Annotated in this window: 24 protein-coding genes; 14 read left to right on the top strand and 10 right to left on the bottom strand. The window is 31.9% G+C overall.

Annotation, left to right across the window (positions count from 1 at the left end):
• Positions 1-20: 20 nt before the first annotated feature.
• The 8 genes from PG914_RS01115 to PG914_RS01080 all read right to left on the bottom strand — a co-directional run bounded on the left by PG914_RS01115 (position 21) and on the right by PG914_RS01080 (position 7,672).
• A complete protein-coding gene (locus PG914_RS01115; RefSeq protein WP_488821841.1) occupies positions 21-839 on the bottom strand; it encodes a hypothetical protein in 819 nt (272 codons plus the stop codon).
• Positions 829-1,704 carry an ABC transporter ATP-binding protein gene (locus tag PG914_RS01110; protein ID WP_488821840.1) on the bottom strand — a complete coding sequence of 292 codons (876 nt, stop codon included), beginning with the start codon at positions 1,702-1,704 and terminating at the stop codon, positions 829-831. Before PG914_RS01110 ends, PG914_RS01115 begins: the two co-directional genes overlap by 11 nt.
• Before the next feature lie 24 nt (positions 1,705-1,728).
• Positions 1,729-2,328 carry a TetR/AcrR family transcriptional regulator gene (locus PG914_RS01105; protein WP_488821839.1) on the bottom strand — a complete coding sequence of 200 codons (600 nt, stop codon included), beginning with the start codon at positions 2,326-2,328 and terminating at the stop codon, positions 1,729-1,731.
• Between the two features lie 93 nt (positions 2,329-2,421).
• Positions 2,422-3,498 carry an NADH:ubiquinone reductase (Na(+)-transporting) subunit F gene (locus PG914_RS01100; protein ID WP_488821838.1) on the bottom strand — a complete coding sequence of 359 codons (1,077 nt, stop codon included), beginning with the start codon at positions 3,496-3,498 and terminating at the stop codon, positions 2,422-2,424.
• A gap of 1 nt (position 3,499) precedes the next feature.
• A complete protein-coding gene (locus tag PG914_RS01095; RefSeq protein WP_488821837.1) occupies positions 3,500-4,093 on the bottom strand; it encodes an Rnf-Nqr domain containing protein in 594 nt (197 codons plus the stop codon).
• 11 nt (positions 4,094-4,104) lie between these two features.
• Positions 4,105-4,758: an Rnf-Nqr domain containing protein gene (locus tag PG914_RS01090; protein WP_488821836.1), complete on the bottom strand. Its 654-nt coding sequence runs from the start codon at positions 4,756-4,758 to the stop codon at positions 4,105-4,107.
• On the bottom strand, positions 4,758-6,722 hold the full coding sequence (locus PG914_RS01085; RefSeq protein ID WP_488821835.1) for an FMN-binding protein: 1,965 nt from the start codon (positions 6,720-6,722) through the stop codon (positions 4,758-4,760). The genes PG914_RS01090 and PG914_RS01085 overlap by 1 nt, the downstream gene beginning before the upstream one ends.
• A gap of 2 nt (positions 6,723-6,724) precedes the next feature.
• On the bottom strand, positions 6,725-7,672 hold the full coding sequence (locus PG914_RS01080; RefSeq protein ID WP_488821834.1) for an RnfABCDGE type electron transport complex subunit D: 948 nt from the start codon (positions 7,670-7,672) through the stop codon (positions 6,725-6,727).
• Positions 7,673-7,870: 198 nt separating this feature from the next.
• Here PG914_RS01080 and PG914_RS01075 point away from each other — a divergent pair, with 198 nt between their 5' ends.
• The 9 genes from PG914_RS01075 (at position 7,871) to zwf (ending at position 17,418) form a co-directional block, all read left to right on the top strand.
• Positions 7,871-8,764 (top strand): metal ABC transporter solute-binding protein, Zn/Mn family, encoded by an 894-nt coding sequence (locus tag PG914_RS01075; protein WP_488821833.1) that lies wholly within the window; start codon positions 7,871-7,873, stop codon positions 8,762-8,764.
• Position 8,765: 1 nt separating this feature from the next.
• On the top strand, positions 8,766-9,512 hold the full coding sequence (locus tag PG914_RS01070) for a metal ABC transporter ATP-binding protein (RefSeq protein ID WP_488821832.1): 747 nt from the start codon (positions 8,766-8,768) through the stop codon (positions 9,510-9,512).
• A complete protein-coding gene (locus PG914_RS01065; protein ID WP_488821831.1) occupies positions 9,505-10,557 on the top strand; it encodes a metal ABC transporter permease in 1,053 nt (350 codons plus the stop codon). The genes PG914_RS01070 and PG914_RS01065 overlap by 8 nt, the downstream gene beginning before the upstream one ends.
• The gene (locus tag PG914_RS01060; RefSeq protein WP_488821829.1) at positions 10,554-11,672 is read left to right on the top strand and encodes a metal ABC transporter permease; all 1,119 of its coding nucleotides are present in this window, start codon (positions 10,554-10,556) and stop codon (positions 11,670-11,672) included. Before PG914_RS01065 ends, PG914_RS01060 begins: the two co-directional genes overlap by 4 nt.
• Positions 11,673-11,734: 62 nt before the next feature.
• Complete coding sequence (locus tag PG914_RS01055) at positions 11,735-12,391, top strand: metal-dependent transcriptional regulator (RefSeq protein ID WP_488821828.1); 657 nt, start codon at positions 11,735-11,737, stop codon at positions 12,389-12,391.
• A 36-nt stretch (positions 12,392-12,427) separates the two neighbouring features.
• The gene (gene mgtE, locus PG914_RS01050) at positions 12,428-13,750 is read left to right on the top strand and encodes a magnesium transporter (RefSeq protein ID WP_488821827.1); all 1,323 of its coding nucleotides are present in this window, start codon (positions 12,428-12,430) and stop codon (positions 13,748-13,750) included.
• Entirely contained in the window at positions 13,750-15,078 is a 1,329-nt protein-coding gene (locus PG914_RS01045; RefSeq protein WP_488821826.1) for a magnesium transporter, read from the top strand. The genes mgtE and PG914_RS01045 overlap by 1 nt, the downstream gene beginning before the upstream one ends.
• 82 nt (positions 15,079-15,160) lie before the next feature.
• A complete protein-coding gene (gene gnd, locus PG914_RS01040) occupies positions 15,161-16,060 on the top strand; it encodes a phosphogluconate dehydrogenase (NAD(+)-dependent, decarboxylating) (RefSeq protein ID WP_488821825.1) in 900 nt (299 codons plus the stop codon).
• Entirely contained in the window at positions 16,057-17,418 is a 1,362-nt protein-coding gene (zwf, locus tag PG914_RS01035; RefSeq protein WP_488821824.1) for a glucose-6-phosphate dehydrogenase, read from the top strand. Before gnd ends, zwf begins: the two co-directional genes overlap by 4 nt.
• An 18-nt stretch (positions 17,419-17,436) precedes the next feature.
• Here the strand turns inward: zwf and PG914_RS01030 are convergent, their stop codons facing one another.
• Positions 17,437-17,847, bottom strand: a complete 411-nt coding sequence (locus PG914_RS01030; protein ID WP_488821823.1) for an Hsp20/alpha crystallin family protein — start codon at positions 17,845-17,847, stop codon at positions 17,437-17,439.
• 244 nt (positions 17,848-18,091) lie between these two features.
• Here PG914_RS01030 and PG914_RS01025 point away from each other — a divergent pair, with 244 nt between their 5' ends.
• Genes PG914_RS01025 through rlmD form a run of 3 tightly spaced genes read left to right on the top strand, consistent with a single transcriptional unit; the run spans position 18,092 to position 21,843 of the window.
• The gene (locus PG914_RS01025) at positions 18,092-19,579 is read left to right on the top strand and encodes a carboxypeptidase M32 (protein ID WP_488821822.1); all 1,488 of its coding nucleotides are present in this window, start codon (positions 18,092-18,094) and stop codon (positions 19,577-19,579) included.
• A gap of 15 nt (positions 19,580-19,594) precedes the next feature.
• A complete protein-coding gene (gene galE, locus PG914_RS01020; RefSeq protein ID WP_488821821.1) occupies positions 19,595-20,566 on the top strand; it encodes a UDP-glucose 4-epimerase GalE in 972 nt (323 codons plus the stop codon).
• 2 nt (positions 20,567-20,568) lie between these two features.
• The gene (rlmD, locus tag PG914_RS01015; RefSeq protein WP_488821820.1) at positions 20,569-21,843 is read left to right on the top strand and encodes a 23S rRNA (uracil(1939)-C(5))-methyltransferase RlmD; all 1,275 of its coding nucleotides are present in this window, start codon (positions 20,569-20,571) and stop codon (positions 21,841-21,843) included.
• Between the two features lie 60 nt (positions 21,844-21,903).
• Here the strand turns inward: rlmD and PG914_RS01010 are convergent, their stop codons facing one another.
• A complete protein-coding gene (locus PG914_RS01010) occupies positions 21,904-22,524 on the bottom strand; it encodes an MBL fold metallo-hydrolase (RefSeq protein WP_488821819.1) in 621 nt (206 codons plus the stop codon).
• 217 nt (positions 22,525-22,741) lie between these two features.
• Here PG914_RS01010 and secG point away from each other — a divergent pair, with 217 nt between their 5' ends.
• Together secG and PG914_RS01000 are read left to right on the top strand one after the other, a co-directional pair.
• Positions 22,742-22,981, top strand: coding sequence for a preprotein translocase subunit SecG (gene secG, locus PG914_RS01005; protein WP_488821818.1), 240 nt, complete (start codon positions 22,742-22,744; stop codon positions 22,979-22,981).
• A 52-nt stretch (positions 22,982-23,033) separates the two neighbouring features.
• Positions 23,034-23,702, top strand: a complete 669-nt coding sequence (locus tag PG914_RS01000) for an RsmE family RNA methyltransferase (protein WP_488821817.1) — start codon at positions 23,034-23,036, stop codon at positions 23,700-23,702.
• The last annotated feature ends 73 nt before the right edge of the window (positions 23,703-23,775 follow it).

Genomic DNA, 23,775 nt, shown 5'->3' with positions numbered 1-23,775 from the left:
AACTAAGTAGGCTTTTTTTATTATATATTCAAATCTCTTCGATTAAATAATTTAAAGGTTATGAAATACATCAGACCTGAAAGTAGTAGTAAAATTCCGTTGAATAAGAAACTTAATTCATCTAAATTAATAATCAAATCAGTGTTAAATAAAGAAAATGGTGTGAAGAATTCGAACCATTTAAAACCATTATCTAAATTAGCAATCATGTTTATAAAGAAGAATAAAACAGGTACTGCAATACTTAGTATTGATGCTTTCTTTCCTTCGAATAACGTTGTAAATAATACATTAATAGAAGAGAGAAACAAAAGTAAGATGAAATACGAAGCATTTAAATAGAGTAATTTAATTGGATCAACATAATCTCCATAAGCCATTAAACCAGGAATTGTAACAACTAAATACATGAGAAGTGATAATCCAAAAAGATAAGTACCTAAAACTTTAATTTGAGTGAATAGAATTTTAGTTCTAGAATTAGGTGTTGATATTAAATAAACAAAACTCCCCTTATCTAAATATCTAAAGATGAGTCTGTTAGTAACTAGTATTGAATATATTAATCCAAATAACAAGAATAACATACCGTATAAATAACCCGATATGAATAATTGGTAATTTGTAAAATCAGCTATGTTAAACCCTATCAAATCCATCATTTCCGGATACATCACAATGATTGAATCTAACCAACCGGCTGCTTCAGGATCTGGATTAAAAAGGGTAACGACAATCATGCCATACATCAAAACTAGTACTGAAAAGATTAAGAATAGGGGTAATTGAGATTTAATCTCTTTTTTATATAAAGGTAATGAAATCATCTTACTCACCATAGTATTGCATGAAAATTTCTTCTAATTGAAGTTCTTTTCTTGCAAAATCTTTAATTTTATAGTTATTTAGAATTTTAATTAAATCATTTAAATCGGATTCAAGTTCGTAAATAGCTGTTAAATCATGTTTAATTGTTAAAGGGTGTTCTTTTTGGAAGGATGTTAATTCGTCTTCTGAATCAAAAGTAATCTCATACGCTTTTTTTCTAATTCCCTTTAATTCCTTGATAGATTTATTAGCAACAATCCTACCTTTTTTAATCATTATGACTCGATCACAAGTCTTTTCAACTTCTTCAAAGATATGAGAAGACAAGAAAATAGTTGAACCTGATTGCTTATGTTTTAAAATAAGTTCTATTAATTTTTGTTGCATAAGTGGATCTAGTCCTGATGAAGGTTCATCTAGAATTAAGAGTTCTGGTTTTGAGAAGAAGGCTAAAATGATTCCAAGTTTTTGTTTCATACCTTTACTCATTTTATGAATCGGTTGTTTGGGATTTAAATCAAATAGCTTTAAGAGTTCATGTGCATAAGACAAATCTTTTACCCCCTTTAAATCAGCAACAAGTTGTATTAGAGTTGAACCGTCTAAATCATCAATGAAGTTTATCTCACCAGGTAAGTAACCAGTTATTTTTTGAATCTCGATTTGATCCTTATCAATATCAAAGCCCATAATTGAAGCACTACCTTCATGATTTTTTATGAACCCCAACAAATTTCTAATAGTAGTTGTTTTACCAGCACCATTGGGACCTAAAAATCCAACAACCTCTCCTTTATTTATGTTAAAACTTAAATCGAAAATGCCTTTTTCCTCACCATATGTTTTAGTTAGATGTGAAACTTCTATTAATTTCATAATATCCCCTCCTTTTATGAATTATCATTTTCTAAAATGTTGTTTCATCGAATTAAATAGATTAAATAAATGTTGTTTTAGTAATGTTTTATCGTGAGCTTGTATAAACATTTCGATAAAACCGTTTGAAATCATAGTCTGCCAAACAATGAAATCTTCCTTAGTGATATCATCTTTTAATTGTGAAAAGTCTAGTTGTTGATATAAATATATTTGACTCTCTTGGTAATGTTTTAAAAGATCCAGTGCTTGATGTTTAGAAAGTAAGTTCCTATTTTCATTTATAACACGCATCATGAAAGTTATCATATAAGGATAAATATCAAGTAACTTTAATTTTTCTAGTGTTATATATTGGATAAAATCAAAACAATCCATTGATGGTGCACTTGATGGATTTATATTTTTATTTAAAATATTCACAGAATAATTAAATGCAAAGATTAGTAGATTTTCTTTTGTACCAAAGTAATGGAATAGCGCACCTTTTGAAATTTCAGCTAGATGACAAATTTCATCCGTTGGTGCTTGATAATATCCATTTTTTGATACCACTTCAAAGAAAGCATTTAATATTTTTTGTTGTTTTTGTGTATTTAATTTATCAAAATTTTCATATGTCATGATTATATTATAAACCTAATTGACTAAAACGGTCAAATATAATGAAACATAAAAAAAGAGATACGAAGACTCGTATCTCAAATTTATTAGAATTTAGAATTTATCGAAGTAGATATACTCTTCTGGCATACCTTTTTCTTTTAAGACTTTAATACATGCATCAATCATACCAGGTGATCCACATAGATATGCTTCATGACCAGATAAATCTTCTGTATGACGTCTAACAACATCTGTAATTAAACCAACATCTAATGTCCATTCATCTTCTGGAAGTGGTGTAGATAATGCTGGTACATATTTGAATTTAGGATACTTCTTAGCAATATCTAAGAAATAATCAGTGTAATATAAGTCTTTCTTAGTACGAGCCCCGAAGAAATAAGTTGCATTTCTTGGCATGCCTTGATCCATTAATTTGTAGATAATTGAACGAATTGGAGCTTTACCAGAACCACCTGCAATCATGATGATTGGACGTTTAGAATCTTCTTTTAAGAAGAAGTCACCAAATGGTCCAGTAATCTTTAATTTATCACCAACGATCATTGCTTTATGTACAAATTTTGTTGCAACCCCACCAGGAACTAATCTAATGATTACTTCTGGATGACGTAAATCTTTTGAGTCTGAGGCAATTGAGTAAGCACGAGTTGTTTCAATACCAGGTACTGTAATTTGTAAATATTGACCCGGTTTGAATGGGAAGTCTTCCTCCATTTCAAATTTAACGCGTTTAATATCGTGAGTTAATTGTTCAACTTCAACAACTTTACCCCAGAAAGGTTTTACGTTTAATACAGATTCTGGGACTTGAATTTCGATATCATGAGTTACTTTAACTTGGCAAGAAAGACGTACGCCTTCTTCAATCTCATCTTTTGATAAGAATGGTAATTCTGTTGGTTTTGGTGGTTCATGCCAATCAACTAAACGGAATTTACATGTACCACATGTTGCTTTACCACCACAAGAAGATGGTAAGAAAATTTTATTATTTGTTAAAGCATTTAATGCAGTATCATCACCAGAAATTGTGACAACATTGTTTTTGTTAACTGTAATCTTACGTTCGCCGCCACCACCTAATAGTTTATCTACTAAAATGACTAATAAGGTTACAATGATTAAGACTGAAATTAAAATTATTGGTGTCCAAATATAATCCATATTAACCTCCGAATGTTACTCTACCAATACCGGTGAATCCGATAAAGGCAAGTGCTAAGATGCCTAAGATTAGGAAGGCAATTGCGCGTCCTCTTAATCCTTTAGGAATATTTGAAACGCGATACATTTTTTGACGAACACCAGCAAGTAAGATCATTGCAAAAGTCCAACCGATAGAAGAACCTAAAGCAAATACTGTAGTTTGAGCAAAGTTATAATCTCTTGTTTGGAAGAAGATTGAAACCGCTAGAACGATACAGTTAACTGTAATCAGTGGTAAGAAGATACCGAATGCTTCATAAATTTTTGGTGAGAATTTTGCTAAGAACATTTCTAAGAATTGAACAAACGTTGCAATAACGATGATGAATACTAGAAGTGATAACTGTGTAGTTCCAGTTGCTTTTAGTAATTCATAAATTGGCCAGTTTAACATTGCTGTTGCTGTAACAACTACAATAACTGCAACACCCATGTTAACTGAGTTTTTAATTGATGTTGAAATGGCAATCAATGAACACATACCTAAAATGAAGATTAAGGCGATGTTATTTGATAACATTGAAGCTAAAAATAATTCTACTAGTTCTAACATGTTTTTTCCTCCTAATCTTCTTCATATGAACCAATTAAGGTTCTGATTAACCAAGCGAATAGAGTTAATACGAAGAATCCGCCTGGAGCAAGTGCCATAACGTTCCAGTTAATCCAGTCAGCCATAAATGGTGCTTTATAACCGAAGAAGGTACCAAATGCTAAAGGTTCACGAACTGATGCAATTAAGATCAGAACGAATGTATAACCTAAACCATTCGCAAAGCCGTCAATAATTGTATATCGTACTGGGTTTTTGATAGCGAATGCTTCCGCACGTCCCATAACGATACAGTTAGTAATAATTAAACCAGTATAAGCACCTAAGTTAGCAGCAACTGTTGGAACATATGCTTGTAAGAACATTTGTACAACAATCGTAAAGATTGAGATGATAACCATATAGGCAACCATTCTAACTTTAGGTGGAATTAGATTTCTTAGTAGTGATACGATTGCACTTGATGCCATAATAACGAATGTAACGCCGATGCCCATGAAAATCGCGTTTTCTACACGGTTAGTAACAGCTAAAGATGAACAAATACCTAAAACTGTTACGACAATTGGGTTTTCTTCAGTTAACCCCTTCTTTAAGACTAAGAACCATTTCTTATATTGAAGACGAAGCCAAGTTGAAGGTTTTTTATTTGTTTGTTCTTGCATTATTCGTTACCTCCAAATTCTTCAAAGTATGCTGCATAAGTTGTATTCAATCCTGCTAAGAATCCAGTCATTGTTTGAGTTGCACCAGTCATACCATCAAATGGTTCGATTGTTGGTTCAAATTTAAGACCTGATAAAGCAGCTAAGATTTCTGGAGTTGTTTCAATTTTTGCACCAGTCTTTTCATTTTGTGAGTAAACAGTTACTTTCTTAATTGTTTCAAAATCAGTTTCTAGTGTTAGTACAGATTTAATTGAACTCCATTTACCTTCTGAATCAACTAAGATATTTAAAGCACCAGTTGACTTAGTTGTATATAATACTAAACCATTAGAAGTTTCAATTTCGAATGATGAATCAAATAGTGATTCGAAGTTAGCATCAGTAAATGCAATATTGTTATTTGCTAACATTGCTTTTTTCATTGGATTTAATACTAATGCTTCATAATAATTCGCATAAGTTTCATTTAAACTTACTAAGAATCCATCCATTGTTTCTGTAGCACCAGCCATACCATCAAATGCTTGGATTGGAGTTGATAGTTTTACTCCAGTCAATGCAGCAAGTATTGCAGGATTTGTTTGAATCTTCGCACCCCATTGTTCAGTTTGTTCGTATACGACAACCTTCTTTATAGTTACGAAGTCTGTTTCTAATGTTAGAACAGATTTGATTGGACCCCATTTACCTTGTCCTTCAAAAGTGAAGTTATATGAATGATTTGTTTTGTGAACATAATAAGTTAAGTCACCTTCAACCCATTCATAGAAATTAGATGAGAATAGAGTTGCAAAATCTGCCTCAGTTGAATCAACACCAATATTGGATAACATAACTTGTTTCCAAGCCATAGTTGGGTCAACTTCTGGTTCCTCTGGTTCTTCAGGAACTTCTTGATCTAAAAAGAACACATTATAGAATAATGCTTGAGCAGCATTTAGACCTTCAGCAAATTTACTCTTAGTAGTTGTAGCGGCTGCAAATCCATCGTAAGCTTCATTGTCAGCAGATGGTGTTGCAACAAACACAATACCTGGGAATTTCTTACCAATTAATGAGTCAAGAATTTCTCTTTCAGCAACGACTGCACCTTGAACCTCACTATTAGAAAGAACAGTTACATTTAAAATTGTTACAAAGTCTGATTGTAATGATAATACACCTGTGATTGGACCATTTAATCCACCAGTTTCAAATAAGAAACTTACAGCACCAGTTGTTTTATTTGTGTAAAGTGTTAAGTAATTTGAATTTGATTCTTTAGATTTAGAATCGAATGTTTCATCAAATAAGGTTACATAGTTAGCAGAAGTGTATTCTACATTATGATGTGAAAGCATAGCTTTCTTCCAAACCGCATTTGGATCCATGTCACTAAATGCATACACATATTTACGATAGTTAGCAGTTAATAAGTTTGCAAATGCATTAGAAGTACCGGTGGCACCTGTGATTGCATCAACTTCATAATTTTCAGTTGTACCACCTTTAATGATCTTAATTTCTAAGTTCTCACTAAATTCTTTACCAACAAACTTATCTAAGTATGCTTTTTCAGCAACAACACCACCAAGACCTGGAGTTTCAGCTTGTTTTGTAACTGTGATACCAACAATCGTTTTAAAGTCTTGTTCAAAAGTGATTACACCTTCGATTGAATCCCATAAGCCCATACCTTTGAAACGGAAGGATAGTCTACCTGTTTCAACATTAGTATATAATGTTAAGACTTCAGTTCCAGTATCTTCAGTTTCAACTTGGAATGAACTATCAAATAATTCGACGAAATCATTTTGAGTGTGTGCAATTTCATGATGTGTTAAAATTGCTGATTTCCATACGAATTCTGCATTTCTTGCAATTGCGTCTTTTGTAATGTAGTCAGCACCCATTAATACACCTGTAGATACAGCACCCATTACAATGACGAATAATAACATTGATAAATATTTCTTCATCATAATTATGCCTCCTCTACTAACGGAACGTCTTTAACTTTAGGAACAGTCCACACATCGATTAAACCAACAATCGCACTCATTAAAGTTACAGAATAGATTGTACCTTCAGTGTTTGCTGCAGTTGGATTGAATAACCAAATATTTTGGATAATCCAAGTGATTAAACCTAATAAAACGCCATAAATGATTCTACCTTTAGGATATAAAGGTTGAACTTGATTGTCAGTCGCAACAAACATTGCAACAAATAATAAATGACCCATGAAGATTGAATAACCTGCATAAAGGAATGAATCACCAAATGCAATACCAGTTAATAAGTATTTTACAAGTGATAATACAAAATATGATCCTAAGAAAGTTAGTGGAATCTTCCAATCAGAAATACGTAAAACCATTAATAGGCCACCTAAGATAAGAATGCCTAATTTAAAGGTTGTACCTAAACCACCAGCATATTGTCCCATTAACAGTTCTACAAAATCAAAATCTTGGAAAACTGCACCAGGGTTACTTTTGAAAGTAACAGCTGGAGTAATTGTTGTCGCAGCTTGTGCGATTGGATCAAAGAAGTTTAATGTGTAAACTGGGAATGCTAGTGCAATAAAGATTAAACCTACCATTGCCGGTTGGAATACATATTTTCCTTCTCCACCCCAAATTGCTTTGGCGAAGAATACCCCAAAGCCTGTTGCTACAGCAACCATCCAAACTTGATCAATAATTGTTGGGGTTGTTAATAGCGTAATTATAAGTGGTGTAAACCAAATTGTTGTCCAGTCGAACTTTTCTTTTCTGGCTACACTACTTAAAAACTCGATAATGAATGATGTCGCGATTGCTACTAAGCCAATTAAAAACACCGTCGGTCCAAAAATAAACGACGCTGCAATTAGAAGCATAAATAGTATACTCGCAACAATAATTCTGTTACGTTGTGCAATATTCATTTTGTCTACCTCTCTGTATCGTTAATAATATTCTAACATAGTAAGATAAATCTATAAAGATTTACGCTTTAATTTTGTGAAATTACAAGATAAATAATTTGACAAAAACATTTTAACAATATATACTTAAAATAGTTTTAAGGTTAGACTTAAAAGTATGAGGTGATAAAGTTGAAAAAATATTTTACATTAATATATATGATTTTCCTTTCTTTAATCTTAAGTAGTTGTAATGTATATGAATATGTTGAAGGAAAAGTGAACGTTGTTGCAACCACCACAATGCTAGGTGATTTAATCAATCAATTAGGTGGAGATAAGGTTAATGTAACGACATTAATGGGAGTAGGTATAGACCCACATTTATATAACCCTAAAGCCAAGGATACTACTGCACTACTTGGTAGTGATTTGATTGTTTACAATGGTTTTCACTTAGAAGGAAAGATGGTTGATATACTTGATGGTTTAAAAACAAAAAAAGCTGTTTTAGATGTTAGTGAAGCCATCGAAATTGAAGGATATACTTTATATCAAGAAGAATCAAATATAATTGATCCACATATTTGGTTTGATGTTAGAAATTGGATGGTAGCTGCTAATTCTTTAAAAAATATGTTAATTTATTTAGATGAATTCAATTCCGAATATTACCAAATGCAATATGTAAATTACTTTAATCAATTAAATAGTTTACATCAATGGATATTAGATTCAATTGAAGAAAATCTAACAGATGATCAAAGAGTTTTAGTAACAGCACACGATGCATTTGGATACTTTGGTCAAGCTTATCGATTTGAGGTTGCAGCAATTCAAGGTATTTCTACTGCAACCGAAGCATCCATAAAAGATATCAATGATTTGATCGATTTAATTATTGAAAAAAATGTGAAAGCAATCTTTATTGAATCATCAGTTGCTGCATTTACAATCGAACAAGTCTTAAATGGTGCCAAAGCTCGTGGTCATGATGTTGTCATTGGAAAATCATTATATTCAGATTCATTAGGTGACGGGATTTACGGAACATATATAGAGGCAATGCGTTATAACGTAACTGCCATAATAGAAGGATTAAAGGGTGAGTAAAATGAACAATCCACAAATTTTTATTGAAGATTTAACAGTAGCATATGATTTAAATCCTGTTTTATGGGATATAGATTTACAAATTCCAAAAGGTGTATTACTAGCAGTCATTGGACCAAATGGTGCTGGGAAGTCAACTTTGATCAAATCAATGGTTGGTTTATTAAAACCAATTTCAGGACATATTTTATTTGAAGGTAAACCATATAAAGAAATGCAAAAGAAAATTGCATATGTTCCTCAAAGAAATAGCGTCGACTGGGACTTTCCAACTAACGTCTTTGACGTTGTTAGTATGGGTAGATATGGACACTTAGGTTGGTTTAAGAAATTATCTAAAAAAGATAGAACTTTATGTGAAGAAGCACTAGAAAAAGTTGGTATGTTAAGTTTTAAAGATCGTCAAATTTCAGAACTCTCAGGTGGTCAACAACAAAGAGTATTTCTAGCAAGAGCACTTGTACAAGAAGCTGATATCTATCTGATGGATGAACCTTTCCAAGGAGTTGATATTAAAACTGAAAAAGCAATCGTTGGATTATTAAAAGAACTTAAGAATGCAGGTAAAACGGTGATTGTTGTACACCATGCATTAGAAACCGTTAAAAGTTATTTTGATTGGGTTACAATGATTAACCTAAAAGTCATTGCTCATGGACCAGTTCAAGAAAAATTTACTGAGGAAAATATTGTAAAAACATATAAATCCAATCGTTTAACTGAGTTAAGAGAGGCGTCTTATGAATGATTTCTTATCAAATTATATATTGATTTTAGTCTTGGTTGGAACGATGTTATTAGGGGCTGTTGCTGGTTTACTTGGTGTATTTACAATTCTAAGAAAACAAGCACTGATCGGTGATGCCTTATCTCATGCTGCATTACCAGGGGTTGTATTATCATTCATATTCTTTCATGAAAAATCAATGATTGTCTTAATTTTTGGAGCAGCTATTGCAGCATTTGTTGCAATCTTCTTGATGCAACTCATTAAAAAATATTCAAAAATTAAAAATGATGCAATTCTTGCAATTATACTAAGTTCGTTCTTTGGATTTGGCCAAGTTTTACTTTCTTTAATTAGAAATGAAGCTGGTGCAAGTCAAGCTGGACTTGATCACTTTATCTTTGGCCAAGCTGCAGCCATTTCAACATCAGATATTTTAACAATTGCTGCTTCGCTTGTTATTGTATTAATTATTTTAACAATCTTATGGCGTCATATTAAGTTATTCATTTTCAATGAAGCGTATTATCAAAGCTTAGGTTTTAATCCAGTATTTGTTAGAATGATTCTCTCAGTATTAACCGTTTTAATTGTTGTTGTATCTATTAAATCGGTTGGTGTAATTTTAATGAGTGCATTGTTAATTGCCCCTGGTGTTGCAGCAAGACAATGGAGCCAAAAACTATTCTTTAATGTTCTACTTGCCGGTATTTTTGGTGCTATCTCAGGGTTAATTGGTACAATCTTATCTGCCAATATTTCAAAATTGCCGACCGGCCCTGTTATTGTTATCTCAGCAAGTTTAATTGTTATTGTTTCTTTACTGTTTGCACCAAAAAGTGGTTATATTGGGAATCGAATCAGATTCTTCATATATCAAAAGAGAGTATCAAAATTCAAAGTGCTTATACATATTTATGAAAACTCACTTATTTCAAATTCACAATTTGAAGAGGTAGAAGAATTGGTTAAAGAGGCATATGCTTTCAAAAAAGGTGAAGAGTACTTTTTAACAGACAAAGGCATGAGCGTTGTAACAAAACTTCTTACAGGAGGTGACCTATGATCGAACTTCAAATGTTAAGTGTTGCAATATTTGTATCATTATCATGTTCATTACTAGGCGTATTTTTAGTTCTTAGAAAAATGAGTATGCAAATTGATGCCATTTCGCACACGGTTTTATTAGGAATTGTTGTAGCTTTTATGATCGTTTTAGATTTGAATTCACCGGTATTAATATTTGGTGCAACCTTAATGGGTGTAATTACTGTGTTTTTAACTGAGGTCTTCATTAAAGCTAAAAAAACTGATGAAGAATCAGCAGTTGGCGTTGTATTCCCATTACTATTCTCAATTGCAGTCATGATGATCACATTATATTTTGGTGGAGTTCATTTAGATGTTGACTCTGTATTACTTGGTAAATTAGAATTTTCAATCTTTGAACAAGTAGAAGTGTTTGGAGTTGAGATTGGTCCTACTATGTTATATATCATGATGCTGGTATTTATAATGAATGCCATCTTTATAAAAGTGTTCTTTAAAGAACTAAAAATTGTTTCATTTGATTATGCACTAGCAGCATCACTGGGATTCATGCCTGCAATTATTCACTATTTGTTGATGGCTTTTATATCTTTAACCGCTGTTACAGCATTTAATGCAGTGGGTTCTGTTTTAGTAATTGCATTAATGATTGGACCAGCAGCAACCGCATTATTACTGACAAAAGAATTAAAACATACACTGTTAGCATCTGGAATTATTGGCTTTGTTAATAGTGTACTTGGGTTTTTCATTGCGATTGGACCATTTAAAGGTGAAGTCACAATCTCTGGCATGATTGCTACCCAAACATTAATAACTTTCTTACTGGTATTAGTTTTCTCACCTTATCGAGGGATTATTACGACATTAGTGAAAAGACACAATCAAAAACTAGATTTTGCCTTTACGATTTTAGTACTACACATCGGTACACATGAAAAAGAATTCGGTGAAGAACATGAAATCTTGCGCTCAAATATTCACTATGAGCTCAAATGGAGTCAAAAGAAATTTGATTATCAATTACAACAAGGTTTAAACAAAAACATTTTTCTGATTAAAAACGATGAGATACATTTAACAAAAGAGGGATGGAATTACTATAAATCGAAGAAACTTGAGCTTTCATAGTATTTTTAGTAAAAATAATGTATTTTTAATGTTACAATGATTTTGAAAGGGTGGTGGAGATCTTGAACCGCGCAGAGGAAGATTATTTAAAGCTGATATATGAGCTTCAAGTTGAAGCCAATCGACCAATCATCAAAAACAATGAAATCAAAGATGCTTTCGGTTATACTGATCAAAGTGTCAATGACATGATCAAACGATTGAGTGATCAAAAGTTTGTTAAATTCGTTCCCTACAAAGGTGTAGCATTAACCAAAAAAGGTATTGATGTTGCAGTTAAGTTAGTTAGAGCCCATAGAATTTGGGAAATCTTCTTAACGAAACATCTAAACTATCCTTGGCATAAAGTACATGATGAAGCTGAACGTTTAGAACATGCGTCCAGTGAACACATGGTTGAAGAACTCTACAAATACTTAGAGTATCCAAAAACATGTAGTCACGGAAATCCAATCCCCAAAACGAATGGAGAAATCACCATAATCAAAGATCAACCACTACTCGATTCTAATCCCAATGACTCCTTTATCATTGAAAGAGTCACTGATGATCCTTATTTACTCACAATGCTTGATGAGTTTAAAATTGGATTAAAGGATCAAGTCAAAGTCATTGCAAAAGATCAACATAATGAATTCTTAAAAATTCTTACTAATCATGGTGAAGTTGTCTTAACCTTTGCCTCATCAAAAAGAATTTTTGGCCGAAACATCAAGTAATCAGCTTGATGTTTTTTTACTAAAAGGAGGGATCACATGCTTAAACAATTATTTGAATCCCAAGCAACTAAAGATGAAATCATGAAGGTCTTGGAAGAGACGCATGCTTTTGACCTTGCTGCAATGATCAGTGAATTAAATGAAGAAGAACAAGAATTCGTATTTAATTCATTAGAAAATGACAAAGTTGCTGAAATTCTATCGTATTTACATCCGGAAGAAGCTGCTTTAGCTCTAACTACTTTTACACTTGAAGATCAAAAAGAAATTGTTAGCGAATTAGAACCGGATGATGCCGCTGACATTATTAATGAACTTGATGATCAAGAAAAAACAGAATTAATTGAAAGTCTAGATGAAGATGAAGATGTATTATCTTTAATCAACTATGAAGAATATACTGCTGGTTCGTACATGACGAACAAGTTTATTGCAGTAAATCAAAATGATGATGTAAAAGATGCAACCAAAAAAGTAATTAAAGGTGCTGATTTTGCATCAAGTATTCAAACAATATTTGTAGTGAATGATGATAACCAATATGTTGGCCAAGTTTCATTAAAAGAACTTGTTAAATCACGCTCACCAAAGCATGTATCAGAGATTATGGACGAAGAACCTACTGTTTTAGTCACAGATCGTGTTGAAGAATTAGTTAAGCATATGAAACACTATGGTGGTTATGACTTAGCTGTTTTAGATGAGACTGGGGTGCTACTTGGTGCCATCACTATGGATGATATTTTAGATATCTATCAAGATGAAGCAATCGAAGATATTGAAAAATTAGCAGCGTTACCAGAAACAGACTTTAATGAAAATCTGTTTAAAAGTGCATTACATCGTCTACCCTGGTTAATTATTTTAATGGCTTTATCATTGCCTATTGCATTTGCTACACATCAATTTGAAGAAATTTTAGCAGCAGTCGTGATCCTAGCATTATTCCAACCACTGATTTTAGACTCAGGTGGGGACGTTGCATCACAAACACTTGCAGTAACTTTAATTTCATTAACTCAAAAGGAATCTAATGCTTTTAAAAACGGTATTAAAGAAATTATTTCAGGCATGATTTCTGGCTTTGTAATGGGATTACTTGCATTTGGTGCAACCTATCTCTTCGGAATTATCATGGCTGTATCTAATCCAATTGCAGTATCTACTGTTGTGGGTGGCGCATTGTTTATCACAGTTGCGATTGCTCCGGTTTTAGGCTTTTTAATTCCAACATTGTTGAAAACATTAAAAATTGACCCTGCCATTGCATCGGGCCCATTCATTACAACTTTAATTGATATTATTTCAGTTATTGTTTATTTTGGTCTTGCAACATTGATTTTAGGAGGTGCAATCTAATGGCTAAACGTATGACACTTTCTAATCAAGCATTAAAATTAAGACTATCTAAACTTCACCCATCAGATATTGTGAAAATTTTTGAAGATTATCCAAAAGATCAATTAAGAATTTTTACATTAATGGGTGTAACTAAATTTGCTGAAGTTTTTATTCTTTTAGACGAAGAATTACAAGTTGAGTTTTACAACTCACTTTCACTTGAACAAAGAAAATCACTGTTGAAACCTCTTGAAGTGGATGATTTAAAAAATTTTATTGAATTGTATTCTGTTAAGGAACATTTAGCGATTTTAAGTTTATTACCAAAAGGGACACAAACTGCAGTTGAAAAACTACTCAAATATGAAGTAGGTACAGCTGGATCTATTTCATCACCTCACTTTATTGCACTTCCTTATGATATGAGTGTTAAAGATGCAACTAAGTTTGTTACAACAGAAACCACTGAAAAAGATGAAGTAGATGTTATTTTCTTCTATAACCAAGTTAAAAATTATCAAGGTGCTTTACGTCTTCAAGATTTATTTCTTGCTAGAGCAAATCAAAAACTAGATAAGATTATTGATGAAACGTATCCATTCGTTTATGAGAATGATAATATGCAACAAGCACTAAAGAAAATTAGTGACTATGACCTTGATATGCTTCCTGTTTTAAATAAATCAAATGAAATCATCGGCGTGATTACTGCAGATGATGCGTTAACTTTAATGGAAGAAGTTCACTTAGATACAATGGCTGAACTTGTTAAAGTTGATGAAATTGATGAAGATGATTCACCACTTAAACGTTCAATTGTACGTTTACCTTGGTTATTAATCTCAGCCATATTAAATATCGTTATTGCATCTGTATTAGTAGTTTTCCAAGCAACTTTAGAGGCACATGTTGCTTTAGTATTATTCCAACCGATGATTTTAGGTATGGCTGGTAATATTGGTACACAGTCAATCTCGGTTACAATTTTAGGGTTGCATCAACAACAAATTACGCCAAAGAAGCATATCTTTAAAGAACTTGCAATCGGTTTAATTAATAGTATCATCTCAGGTTTAGTTGGGTTTGGATTAGTCTTTGTATTCTTATTAATCTTACCTGGTTCAACTGGTAGTGATAGCATGATGAAACTAGCAATTACAGTTGGTATTTCCTTAATGCTTGCGATGTTTATCTCAGCATTAGCTGGTGTTGTATTACCGTTTGTATTAAAAAGATTTGGTGCAGATGAAAAAGCGGCATCAGGTCCGTTAATCTCAACTATTAATGACTTTACAGCATTAGGTGTTTACTTCTTAATAGCTACAATTTTATTAATGGTTCTATAGTTTGAAAACTAGTATTTTTTACTGGATAGAAGTATAATTAGATACATCTTATGTATCATTAAAATACCAAAAGGAGTCACATATGAAAATTCATTTAATCGGTTTAGGGAAAATGGGGGCAAACTTAGCCTTAAATTTAAAAGACCATGGTCATGAAGTTATTGGCTTTGACTTAAATGATAGTGCCAGAGCTCAACTTGCAAAAGAAGGCATTCAAACACATGATGATTTGACAACCTTCTTAACAAGAAAAAACAATGAAAGACTAGTTGTTTGGTTACTTGTACCAGATTCAATCGTAGATAATGTGATTGATCAGGTTACACCTCATTTAAAGGAAAAAGATATCATTGTTGACGGAGGGAACTCTAACTACAAGAAATCACTTGTTCGATATGAAAAACTAAAAGAACTCGATATTGAATTTGTTGACGTTGGTACATCAGGTGGTACTTATGGTGCTAGAAATGGTGCTTGTTTAATGATTGGTGGAACTAAAGAAACCTACCAATATTTAGAACAAGTGTATAAAGATATTTCTATCAAAGATGGCTTTGGCTATATGGGTGGTCCTGGTGCAGGGCACTTCGTAAAAATGGTTCATAACGGTATCGAATACGGAATGATGCAAGCTATTGGTGAAGGCTTTGAATTAATGGAAAAATCACCATTTAATATTGACTATGAAAAAGTTAGTGATGTTTGGAACAATGGTTCAATTATTGAATCAGCATTAATTGGATACACTAAAAATGCATTTTCAAAAGATGCTAAATTAGATGAGATTACTGGTCGTGTAGATGATTCTGGTGAAGGTAAATGGATGATTCAAGAAGCGCTAGATTTTGGTGTGTCTATTCCAGTTATTTCAGCCGCTTTATTTACAAGATTTAAATCACGCGACGAAGAAAAATTCAGTGAAAAAGTTGTTGCAGCTATGAGAAGGGAATTTGGCGGTCACGCTGTTTATAAAAAGAAATGAAAAAAGACTTAATTATAACAATATTTGGTTCAACTGGTGACCTTACTGCGCGTAAGCTTTTACCTGCGATTGCCAAATTAAAAAAGAACAATTTAATTCCTGGAAATGTCTTGGTTGTCGCATTAGGTAGAAGAGATTATAATACAGAAACATATCTTGATGCTATGCAAAATCTAACAACTAAACCGTTAGATTTAGAAACATTAAAAGGTATTGTTGAATACTATAAAATCCAAATAACTGAACCACAAGATTATACTCATTTTTCTAATTATATTCAGTCCCAATCGCATGATGGTACTAAACACATATATTACTTAGCAATCGGTCCTGAATTATTAAGTTCAGTTGCTAAAAATATTTCAGATGCGAAGTTGATTGAAAAATATAATCAAAATCAAGTTTTAGTATTTGAAAAACCATTCGGACATAACTTAGAGTCAGCAAAAGAAATTAATCAAATGTTATGGCAATACTACGATGAAAAACAAATCTATCGTATTGATCATTATCTTGGTAAAGAGATGATTCAAAATATTATGACAGTTCGTTTTGCTAACCGTATTTTTGAAGATACTTGGGATTCAAAATCAATTGAATCTGTGAAGATATTTGTCAAAGAAAAAGAAGGTATTTTAAACCGAGCTGGCTATTATGATACATCTGGTGCATTAAAAGATATGGTTCAATCACATCTTTTACAAATCTTAAGTTTGGTTGCAATGGACGCACCGAAAGAATATAATTCCGATTTTATTAAAGATGAAAAAATTAAAGTATTAAGAAGTCTTTCTATTGATGAATCATCGGTTTTATTTGGTCAATATGAAGGTTATTTAGATGAACCAAATATTCCAAAGGATTCAAAAACAGAAACCTTTATTTATTTTAAAGCATACGTGAATACACCACGTTTTAGAGGTGTACCATTTGAAATTTTAACTGGTAAGAAACTAAAGGATAAAAAATCTTATATTGAGATAAATTATCATCCAACATCTGAACAAGAAAAATGGAATTTACCGGTATCTAAAAATAAACTGACAATCAAAATTGCACCACAAGATGGTGTCGATTTAACAATTAACTCTAAACAACCGGGATTAAAAGATAATATTGAACAAGTTGATTTATCATTTAAAATAGCCGAATCAGTTGAAGGCAATGTACCAGAAGCGTATGAAAAACTGTTACTAGATATTTATGAAAGTTCAAAAACACTATTTACTAGATGGGATGAGATAGAAGCAAGCTGGCAATTTATTGATCAAATCAAGAAATGTCCTCATAACCTAGTAATCTACAAATCAGAAAAAGATATTATGAAACAAATAAACGTAAAAAAAGAAGGGTGCTAATTTAAGCACCCTTTACTTTTATTTAAGTTCTAAATATTTCTTTTGAGTAGAGACTTGATTTTCTTTTGGAATTTCTAGATGAAGTACACCATTTTCAAATGAACCATTGATTTGTTCTAATTCAATATTACCGACATAAAATGATCTTTTAACGTGACCATAGAATCTTTCGCGACGAAGGAAATTACCTTTTTCTTTTTGTTTGTTGTCTTCACGCTTTTCTGCTTCAATTTCAAGATATCCGTCTAAAAGACTTACTTTAATGTCCTCTTTTGCAAAACCTGGGAGTTCTACATCAAGCATATACTTACTTTCGTGTTCTCTAATGTCGGTTTTCATAAGATGAGTGTTTTGTTGAAATGGCCATGAATTGAAGTCTTCAAAGAAATCATCGAAAATGCCTCTATCTTTCTTGAATAAGCTTAGCATATTCACCACTCCTTTCTTAATACACTTATATTATAAAACTACAAATTGGCACTGTCAACATTAGAGTGCTAATTTTTATTATATTTTGTAAAAATGGCACAATTTCCCAAAATCTAAACGTTAATCTATTTCAATTATGATGTTTTATAAATAAAAAAACGACATTTTTAACGTATTTTTAGCGTGTTTTACATATGTAATAATGTTATAATTGATACATGAATTAAGAGAAGAGGATTATTGTATGCAAACATACTTAAGTACATATCAAAGCATGCGTGCAAGATTAAAAGCATATGAGTACGCAATGTGGGTATTAAGTTGGGACTTAGAAACTGAAGCTCCAGTTGGATCACTAGAATATCGTGGCCAACAAATCGAAATGTTAACAAATGAAATTTATGCATTAGAAACAGATAAAGAATACTTAAAATCAATTGATTATCTATACCAAAATAGAGAACAATTAGATGAATTAATGCGTCGTGAAATCGAAATTGTTGAAAAACAAACAAGATTAGTAAAGAGAATGCCTAAAAATGAGTATATCGATTACTCTGTTTTAGTTTCTCAAGCATCAACGATTTGGGCAGAAGCTAGAGAGAAAGATGATTTTGCACTTTACTTACCAACATTAGAAAAAATCATTTCATACCAAAGAAAGATTGCTAAGTATCTTCAAACACCAACACTTAAAGGTTATGATGTATTACTTGACCTTTATGAAGAAGGTATGACAACTGTTGAATATGACGCGTTCTTCGCAAAATTAAGAGAAGAATTAGTACCGTTTGTTTTATCAGCAACATCAAATAAAAAACCACATCCAAAAAAATTAACTAAAGGTTTCTTCCCAAAAGAAAAGCAAAAAGAGTTTTCAGAATATTTAACTGGCGTATTTGCTTATGATATGAAACATGCGGTTTTAAAAGAAAGCGCGCATCCTTTCACATCAAACAACAACACATATGATGTACGTATTACAACACGTTATATCGAAAATATTTTAGAATCATCTATTTTCTCAACTATCCATGAAATGGGACATGCTATTTATGAACAACAAGTCGATGCGTCATTAAATGTAACACGTCTTGGTGGTGGTGCTTCAATGGGAATCCATGAATCACAATCAAGAATGTATGAAAATATGATCGGTCGTTCATATGCATTCTGGGAAGTTCATTTCGATAAATTAAAAGAAATTTTTGCCAAAGAATTAAAAGGTGTAACATTACTAGATTTCTATAAGTATATTAACCGTGCTGAACGCTCATTAATTAGAACAGAAGCTGATGAATTAACTTATTCATTACATATCATGGTTCGTTATGAAATTGAAAAACTATTAATTTCAGGTAAATTAAAAGCCAAAGATCTTCCAAAGAAATGGCGTAAACTTTATCAACAATACGTTGGAGTTAGACCAAAAAATGATCAAGAAGGTGTTCTACAAGATATCCACTGGTCAGGTGGTTCATTTGGTTACTTCCCAACGTATGCACTAGGTTCAGCATATGCAGCTCAAATTTATCATGCTATGAACAAGGACTTCAATATTGAAAATGCAATTTCAAATAATGAAATCCATAAGATTAATGAATGGTTAAAAGAAAAGATTCATAAATATGGACAAACAAAAACACCAAAAGAAATATTAATTAATGCAACTGGTGAAGCATTTGACTCTAAATACTACATTGATTATTTAAAACGCAAGTTTTCTAACTAATAAAGGGGTATATATATGAATGTATTAGTCGTCGGTGGTGCAGGCTATATTGGTTCTCACACCGTCTATGAATTATTAAGAGCAGGAAATAAGGTTTCAGTTTTAGATAATTTATCAACTGGTGATCGAAGTTTTATTCCATCAAATGTACCTTTTTATCAAGGAGACATTACTAAAAAGGCAGATGTTTTAAAGGTATTAAACGATCAAAAATTTGATGTTGTGATGCACTTTGCTGCTAAACTTATCGTACCTGAATCAATGGTTAAACCATTAGAGTATTACTATAACAATGTTGAAGGTGTTAGAGTATTACTTGAGGCTATGGTTGAAACTAATGTTAAAAATATCGTCTTTTCATCAACGGCAGCAGTTTATGGTGAACCTGAAGTTGGAATAGTTACAGAAGATAGTAAAAAAGCACCAATCAATCCATATGGTGAATCTAAGTATGCGTGCGAAAGACTGATTCATTGGGCTTCTCAAGCACATGGTTTAAACTATGTTGTATTTAGATACTTTAATGTTGCTGGTGCAGATTCAAGTTTAGAAATTGGTCTTAAAAAACAACAATTAACACATTTAATTCCAGTCACTATCGAAGCGGCACTAGGTTTAAGAAAAGAACTCGTTATCTTTGGTGATGATTATGAAACTAAAGACGGAACAAATATTAGAGACTATATCCATGTTACAGATTTAGCACTTGCGCATGTTGTAGGTGCTGATTACTTAATGAATGGTGGTAAGTCTGACGTCTTTAATCTGGGTTCATCAAAAGGTTATTCAAATAAAGAAGTGGTTGAAGCGGTATCTAAAATTTTACCTGTACCACACAGATTTGGACCAAGAAGAGCTGGTGACCCTGCGACTTTAACAGCAGATGCTTCAAAAGCAAAACGTATCTTAGGCTGGGAAACAAAACTAACATTAGATGATATTATTACATCTGATCTAGCCTACAGAAATAAAATATCAAAAGAGTAAAAATGACAATAGAAATAGGAAAAACAATAGAAGTTACTGCCCATGAAGTCGATAGATTCGCTCAAGGGGTAGCACGATATGAAGAACTTGTAGTTTTCATTCCGGGATTATTAGAGGGTGAAAATGCACTTGTTACAATCACGGATGTTAAAAAGAACTTCTTAAAAGCAAAAATTAAAAAACTTCTTTCAAGAAGTGAGATTAGAAAAACCATGGCATCACGCCTTGGTTCTTTAGACCTTTACCATGTGAAAGATGAACATCAATTATTATGGCAAAAAGAAACAACTGCTGATAACTTTCGTCGCTTTTTAGGTTATGAAGGTGAAGTTTCAAATACATTAACTGATGGTGTTTTCTTAAACTATAGAAATAAAGTTGTTTATCATGTCTTACCTGATACTATGATGCGTCTTGGTTTTTACACCATCGACCCAATTGAGTTAACCGAAGTACATACATTTATACTAAACTCAATTCCAATTCAAAGATGTATTGCTAAAATTCATCAACAAACCATTGAAGTGAATCCTGAAATCTTTAAACATGTGGTACTACGCAGCAATGAAAAAGGTGAAATCTTACTTACCCTAGTTGCGTACCAAAAAGAATTTACAGGGTTAAAACAATTAGTTGATGTAATTAAAACATTTAAAGAAGTTGTTGGTTTAACATTAAACATTAAACCAAATGAATCAACCATCTTAGGTCGTGACTCATTTGTTTTATTTGGTAAAAATGAATTAGAGTTCATGCTAGGTGATTTAAAACTTAAAGTAAATGACCAATCATTTATGCAAGTAAACACTGGTATGATGAAAAAAGTTTATGATGAAATTAGAAAAGAAGTAACAAATGGTGTCATTATTGATGCTTACTCAGGTATTGGTTCAATTGGATTTTATGTTGGAAGTGAAGCTAAGAAAGTTATTATGATTGAAAATAATCAAAAGAACATTGAAGTAGCTAATGAATTAAAACATAAAGTAAAAGGAAACTATGAAGTCATTTATGGAGATGCTAAGGTTCATATTCCAAAAGTATCCGGTGACATCTTAGTTGTTGACCCACCAAGAGCAGGGTTACATCAATCGTTAGTGGAAGCACTGTTAAAGAAGAAGTTTAAGAAAATAGTTTATTTATCATGTGAACTTAATACATTAGTAAGAGACTTAAAAAACTTAAATGAAATCTATGATATCAAACGTGTACTACCAGTAAGAATGTTTCCTCAAACAACTTCAATTGAAACACTTGTTGTATTAGAACTTAAATAAAATGAAGGATGCTTAAAAAAGCATCCTTTTTTCATCAAAAAAAATAAAAAAACTCATGATTTACTCATGAGCTTCTTCAATATGTGGCTTAACAATTGGGTTGTTTTCCTTTTCATGACCGATTGTTGAAGGTTTACCATGTCCAGGATAAACAAGCGTTTCATTCGGTAAAACAAATAATTTATTCTTAATAGAATTAATTAATGTCTCTTGATTTGAAAACGGAATATCTGTTCTTCCGATTGTTTCATAGAATAAAGTATCACCTGTAAAAAGGTAAGGTGCACAATATAATGAAGTTGATCCTTCACTATGTCCTGGAGTTTCAATAACTCTAAAGACATATTTTCCAAAATCAATTTCATCATCTTCAATAACAAATTGATCAACTGGAATTTCATATGGCCAATGATTATAGACAGTATCTGTCATCCAAATTTTGTCTTTTAATGGCGCATAGACTGGAATGTGGTAAAGATCTTTAAGTTGTCGTACACCACCAATGTGATCGTGGTGTCCGTGTGTAATGTATATAAACTGTGGTTCGAGTTTTCTTGATTTGATATAATCAATGATTGCGGATCCCTCAAAACCAGGGTCTATAATGAAACATTCTTTGCCTTCTGATACAACGTATGCATTAGAACGTACATTACCTAATTTTAATCCGATTATTTCCATAAATTCACCATATCACATTATACAACAATACGATTTGATAGTAAATTGAATAAAACATGAAAACGCTATGTGAAAGTCGTTTTCAAGGTTTAATCATCAAAATATCATATATAATATGAATGTTTGGTAATAAATCTCGCATAAATGTCGTATTATCTTGACATTTTCAACTTATATTTGTTACAATAAACTAGATTTCAAAGGAGTAATGATAATTATGATGTTTCCAGATTGGATTATATTTGTATTAAGTATTTTAATGATTGGTGTTTCTGCTATTTCATCTTCAAAAGAAGATGTTATGGAAGCATTCACTGGTTCTAATCAAGATTTATTCAAAAACCGTAAACAAATCGGTGCAGAAGCATTCTTAAGTAATGCAATGTTAGTTATGGGCGTGTTATTCTTTATCATGATCCTATGGAGTAATTCGATTGACCGTTTCTTTAACATCTAAAATATGAGTATTCCTTAGGGAGTACTTATTTTTTTCTAATTTGAGGTTTTTTATGCAAAGATACTTTTTAGACAAAGACAATTTAATTACTAAAGACGATATTCATCATATTTTAAATGTGATGCGTTTTAAAGATCAAAGTGAAGTTGAAGTATGTATGGAAGGTACATGTTTTTTAGCAGAACTCAATATTTCAGGTAAAGATGTTAGTTATACTAAAATAAGCGAAGTAGATTCAAATAAGTTAAAAAGTGTTACTTTAGTCCAAGGGTTACCTAAAGGTGATAAGATGGAAACTGTGACTAAGTATGCAACGATTTTTGGAGCCAAAAAGATTGTCTTTGTACCTATGGTAAGAAGTATTGCTAAAATGGCTAATGAAGATCATAAACTTCAAAGATTAACTAAGATTTCAAAAGAAGCAGCAGAACTTGCGAAATACTCAAGTGTACCTGTAATTGAATTTGCAAACTCCATAAAATCTTTAGATTTAAAGAATAAAACCATAATTTTACTTGATGAAAACGAAAAAGATCATCAAATAGATGATGTTTTACCACAAATTAAAAATGATTCTGTGATTTTAATTGTTGGTCCAGAAGGTGGCATTGATGATAAAGAAAGAGCACAGTTATCTAGTTTAAATGCTATCTTTGTATCACTTGGAAAAACAATCTATCCCACAGAACTCGCACATATACCATTTTTAGTAAAATTTTAACGGATTTTTTTAAAAACATTTTGACATATATGAAAATATAGTTTATAATATATGAGGTTTGAGATATCAAACG

It is taken from the genome of Acholeplasma sp. ORD1043, from assembly GCF_057808485.1.
This window is presented reverse-complemented; position numbering and strand designations above follow the sequence as displayed.

Coding starts and splice junctions, on each gene's coding strand:
- PG914_RS01115 (WP_488821841.1), bottom strand. CDS start 839: ATGGTGAGTAAGATGATTTCATTACCTTTATATAAAAAAGAGATTAAA.
- PG914_RS01110 (WP_488821840.1), bottom strand. CDS start 1,704: ATGAAATTAATAGAAGTTTCACATCTAACTAAAACATATGGTGAGGAA.
- PG914_RS01105 (WP_488821839.1), bottom strand. CDS start 2,328: ATGACATATGAAAATTTTGATAAATTAAATACACAAAAACAACAAAAA.
- PG914_RS01100 (WP_488821838.1), bottom strand. CDS start 3,498: ATGGATTATATTTGGACACCAATAATTTTAATTTCAGTCTTAATCATT.
- PG914_RS01095 (WP_488821837.1), bottom strand. CDS start 4,093: ATGTTAGAACTAGTAGAATTATTTTTAGCTTCAATGTTATCAAATAAC.
- PG914_RS01090 (WP_488821836.1), bottom strand. CDS start 4,758: ATGCAAGAACAAACAAATAAAAAACCTTCAACTTGGCTTCGTCTTCAA.
- PG914_RS01085 (WP_488821835.1), bottom strand. CDS start 6,722: ATGATGAAGAAATATTTATCAATGTTATTATTCGTCATTGTAATGGGT.
- PG914_RS01080 (WP_488821834.1), bottom strand. CDS start 7,672: ATGAATATTGCACAACGTAACAGAATTATTGTTGCGAGTATACTATTT.
- PG914_RS01075 (WP_488821833.1), top strand. CDS start 7,871: ATGATTTTCCTTTCTTTAATCTTAAGTAGTTGTAATGTATATGAATAT.
- PG914_RS01070 (WP_488821832.1), top strand. CDS start 8,766: ATGAACAATCCACAAATTTTTATTGAAGATTTAACAGTAGCATATGAT.
- PG914_RS01065 (WP_488821831.1), top strand. CDS start 9,505: ATGAATGATTTCTTATCAAATTATATATTGATTTTAGTCTTGGTTGGA.
- PG914_RS01060 (WP_488821829.1), top strand. CDS start 10,554: ATGATCGAACTTCAAATGTTAAGTGTTGCAATATTTGTATCATTATCA.
- mgtE (WP_488821827.1), top strand. CDS start 12,428: ATGCTTAAACAATTATTTGAATCCCAAGCAACTAAAGATGAAATCATG.
- PG914_RS01045 (WP_488821826.1), top strand. CDS start 13,750: ATGGCTAAACGTATGACACTTTCTAATCAAGCATTAAAATTAAGACTA.
- gnd (WP_488821825.1), top strand. CDS start 15,161: ATGAAAATTCATTTAATCGGTTTAGGGAAAATGGGGGCAAACTTAGCC.
- zwf (WP_488821824.1), top strand. CDS start 16,057: ATGAAAAAAGACTTAATTATAACAATATTTGGTTCAACTGGTGACCTT.
- PG914_RS01030 (WP_488821823.1), bottom strand. CDS start 17,847: ATGCTAAGCTTATTCAAGAAAGATAGAGGCATTTTCGATGATTTCTTT.
- PG914_RS01025 (WP_488821822.1), top strand. CDS start 18,092: ATGCAAACATACTTAAGTACATATCAAAGCATGCGTGCAAGATTAAAA.
- galE (WP_488821821.1), top strand. CDS start 19,595: ATGAATGTATTAGTCGTCGGTGGTGCAGGCTATATTGGTTCTCACACC.
- rlmD (WP_488821820.1), top strand. CDS start 20,569: ATGACAATAGAAATAGGAAAAACAATAGAAGTTACTGCCCATGAAGTC.
- PG914_RS01010 (WP_488821819.1), bottom strand. CDS start 22,524: ATGGAAATAATCGGATTAAAATTAGGTAATGTACGTTCTAATGCATAC.
- secG (WP_488821818.1), top strand. CDS start 22,742: ATGATGTTTCCAGATTGGATTATATTTGTATTAAGTATTTTAATGATT.
- PG914_RS01000 (WP_488821817.1), top strand. CDS start 23,034: ATGCAAAGATACTTTTTAGACAAAGACAATTTAATTACTAAAGACGAT.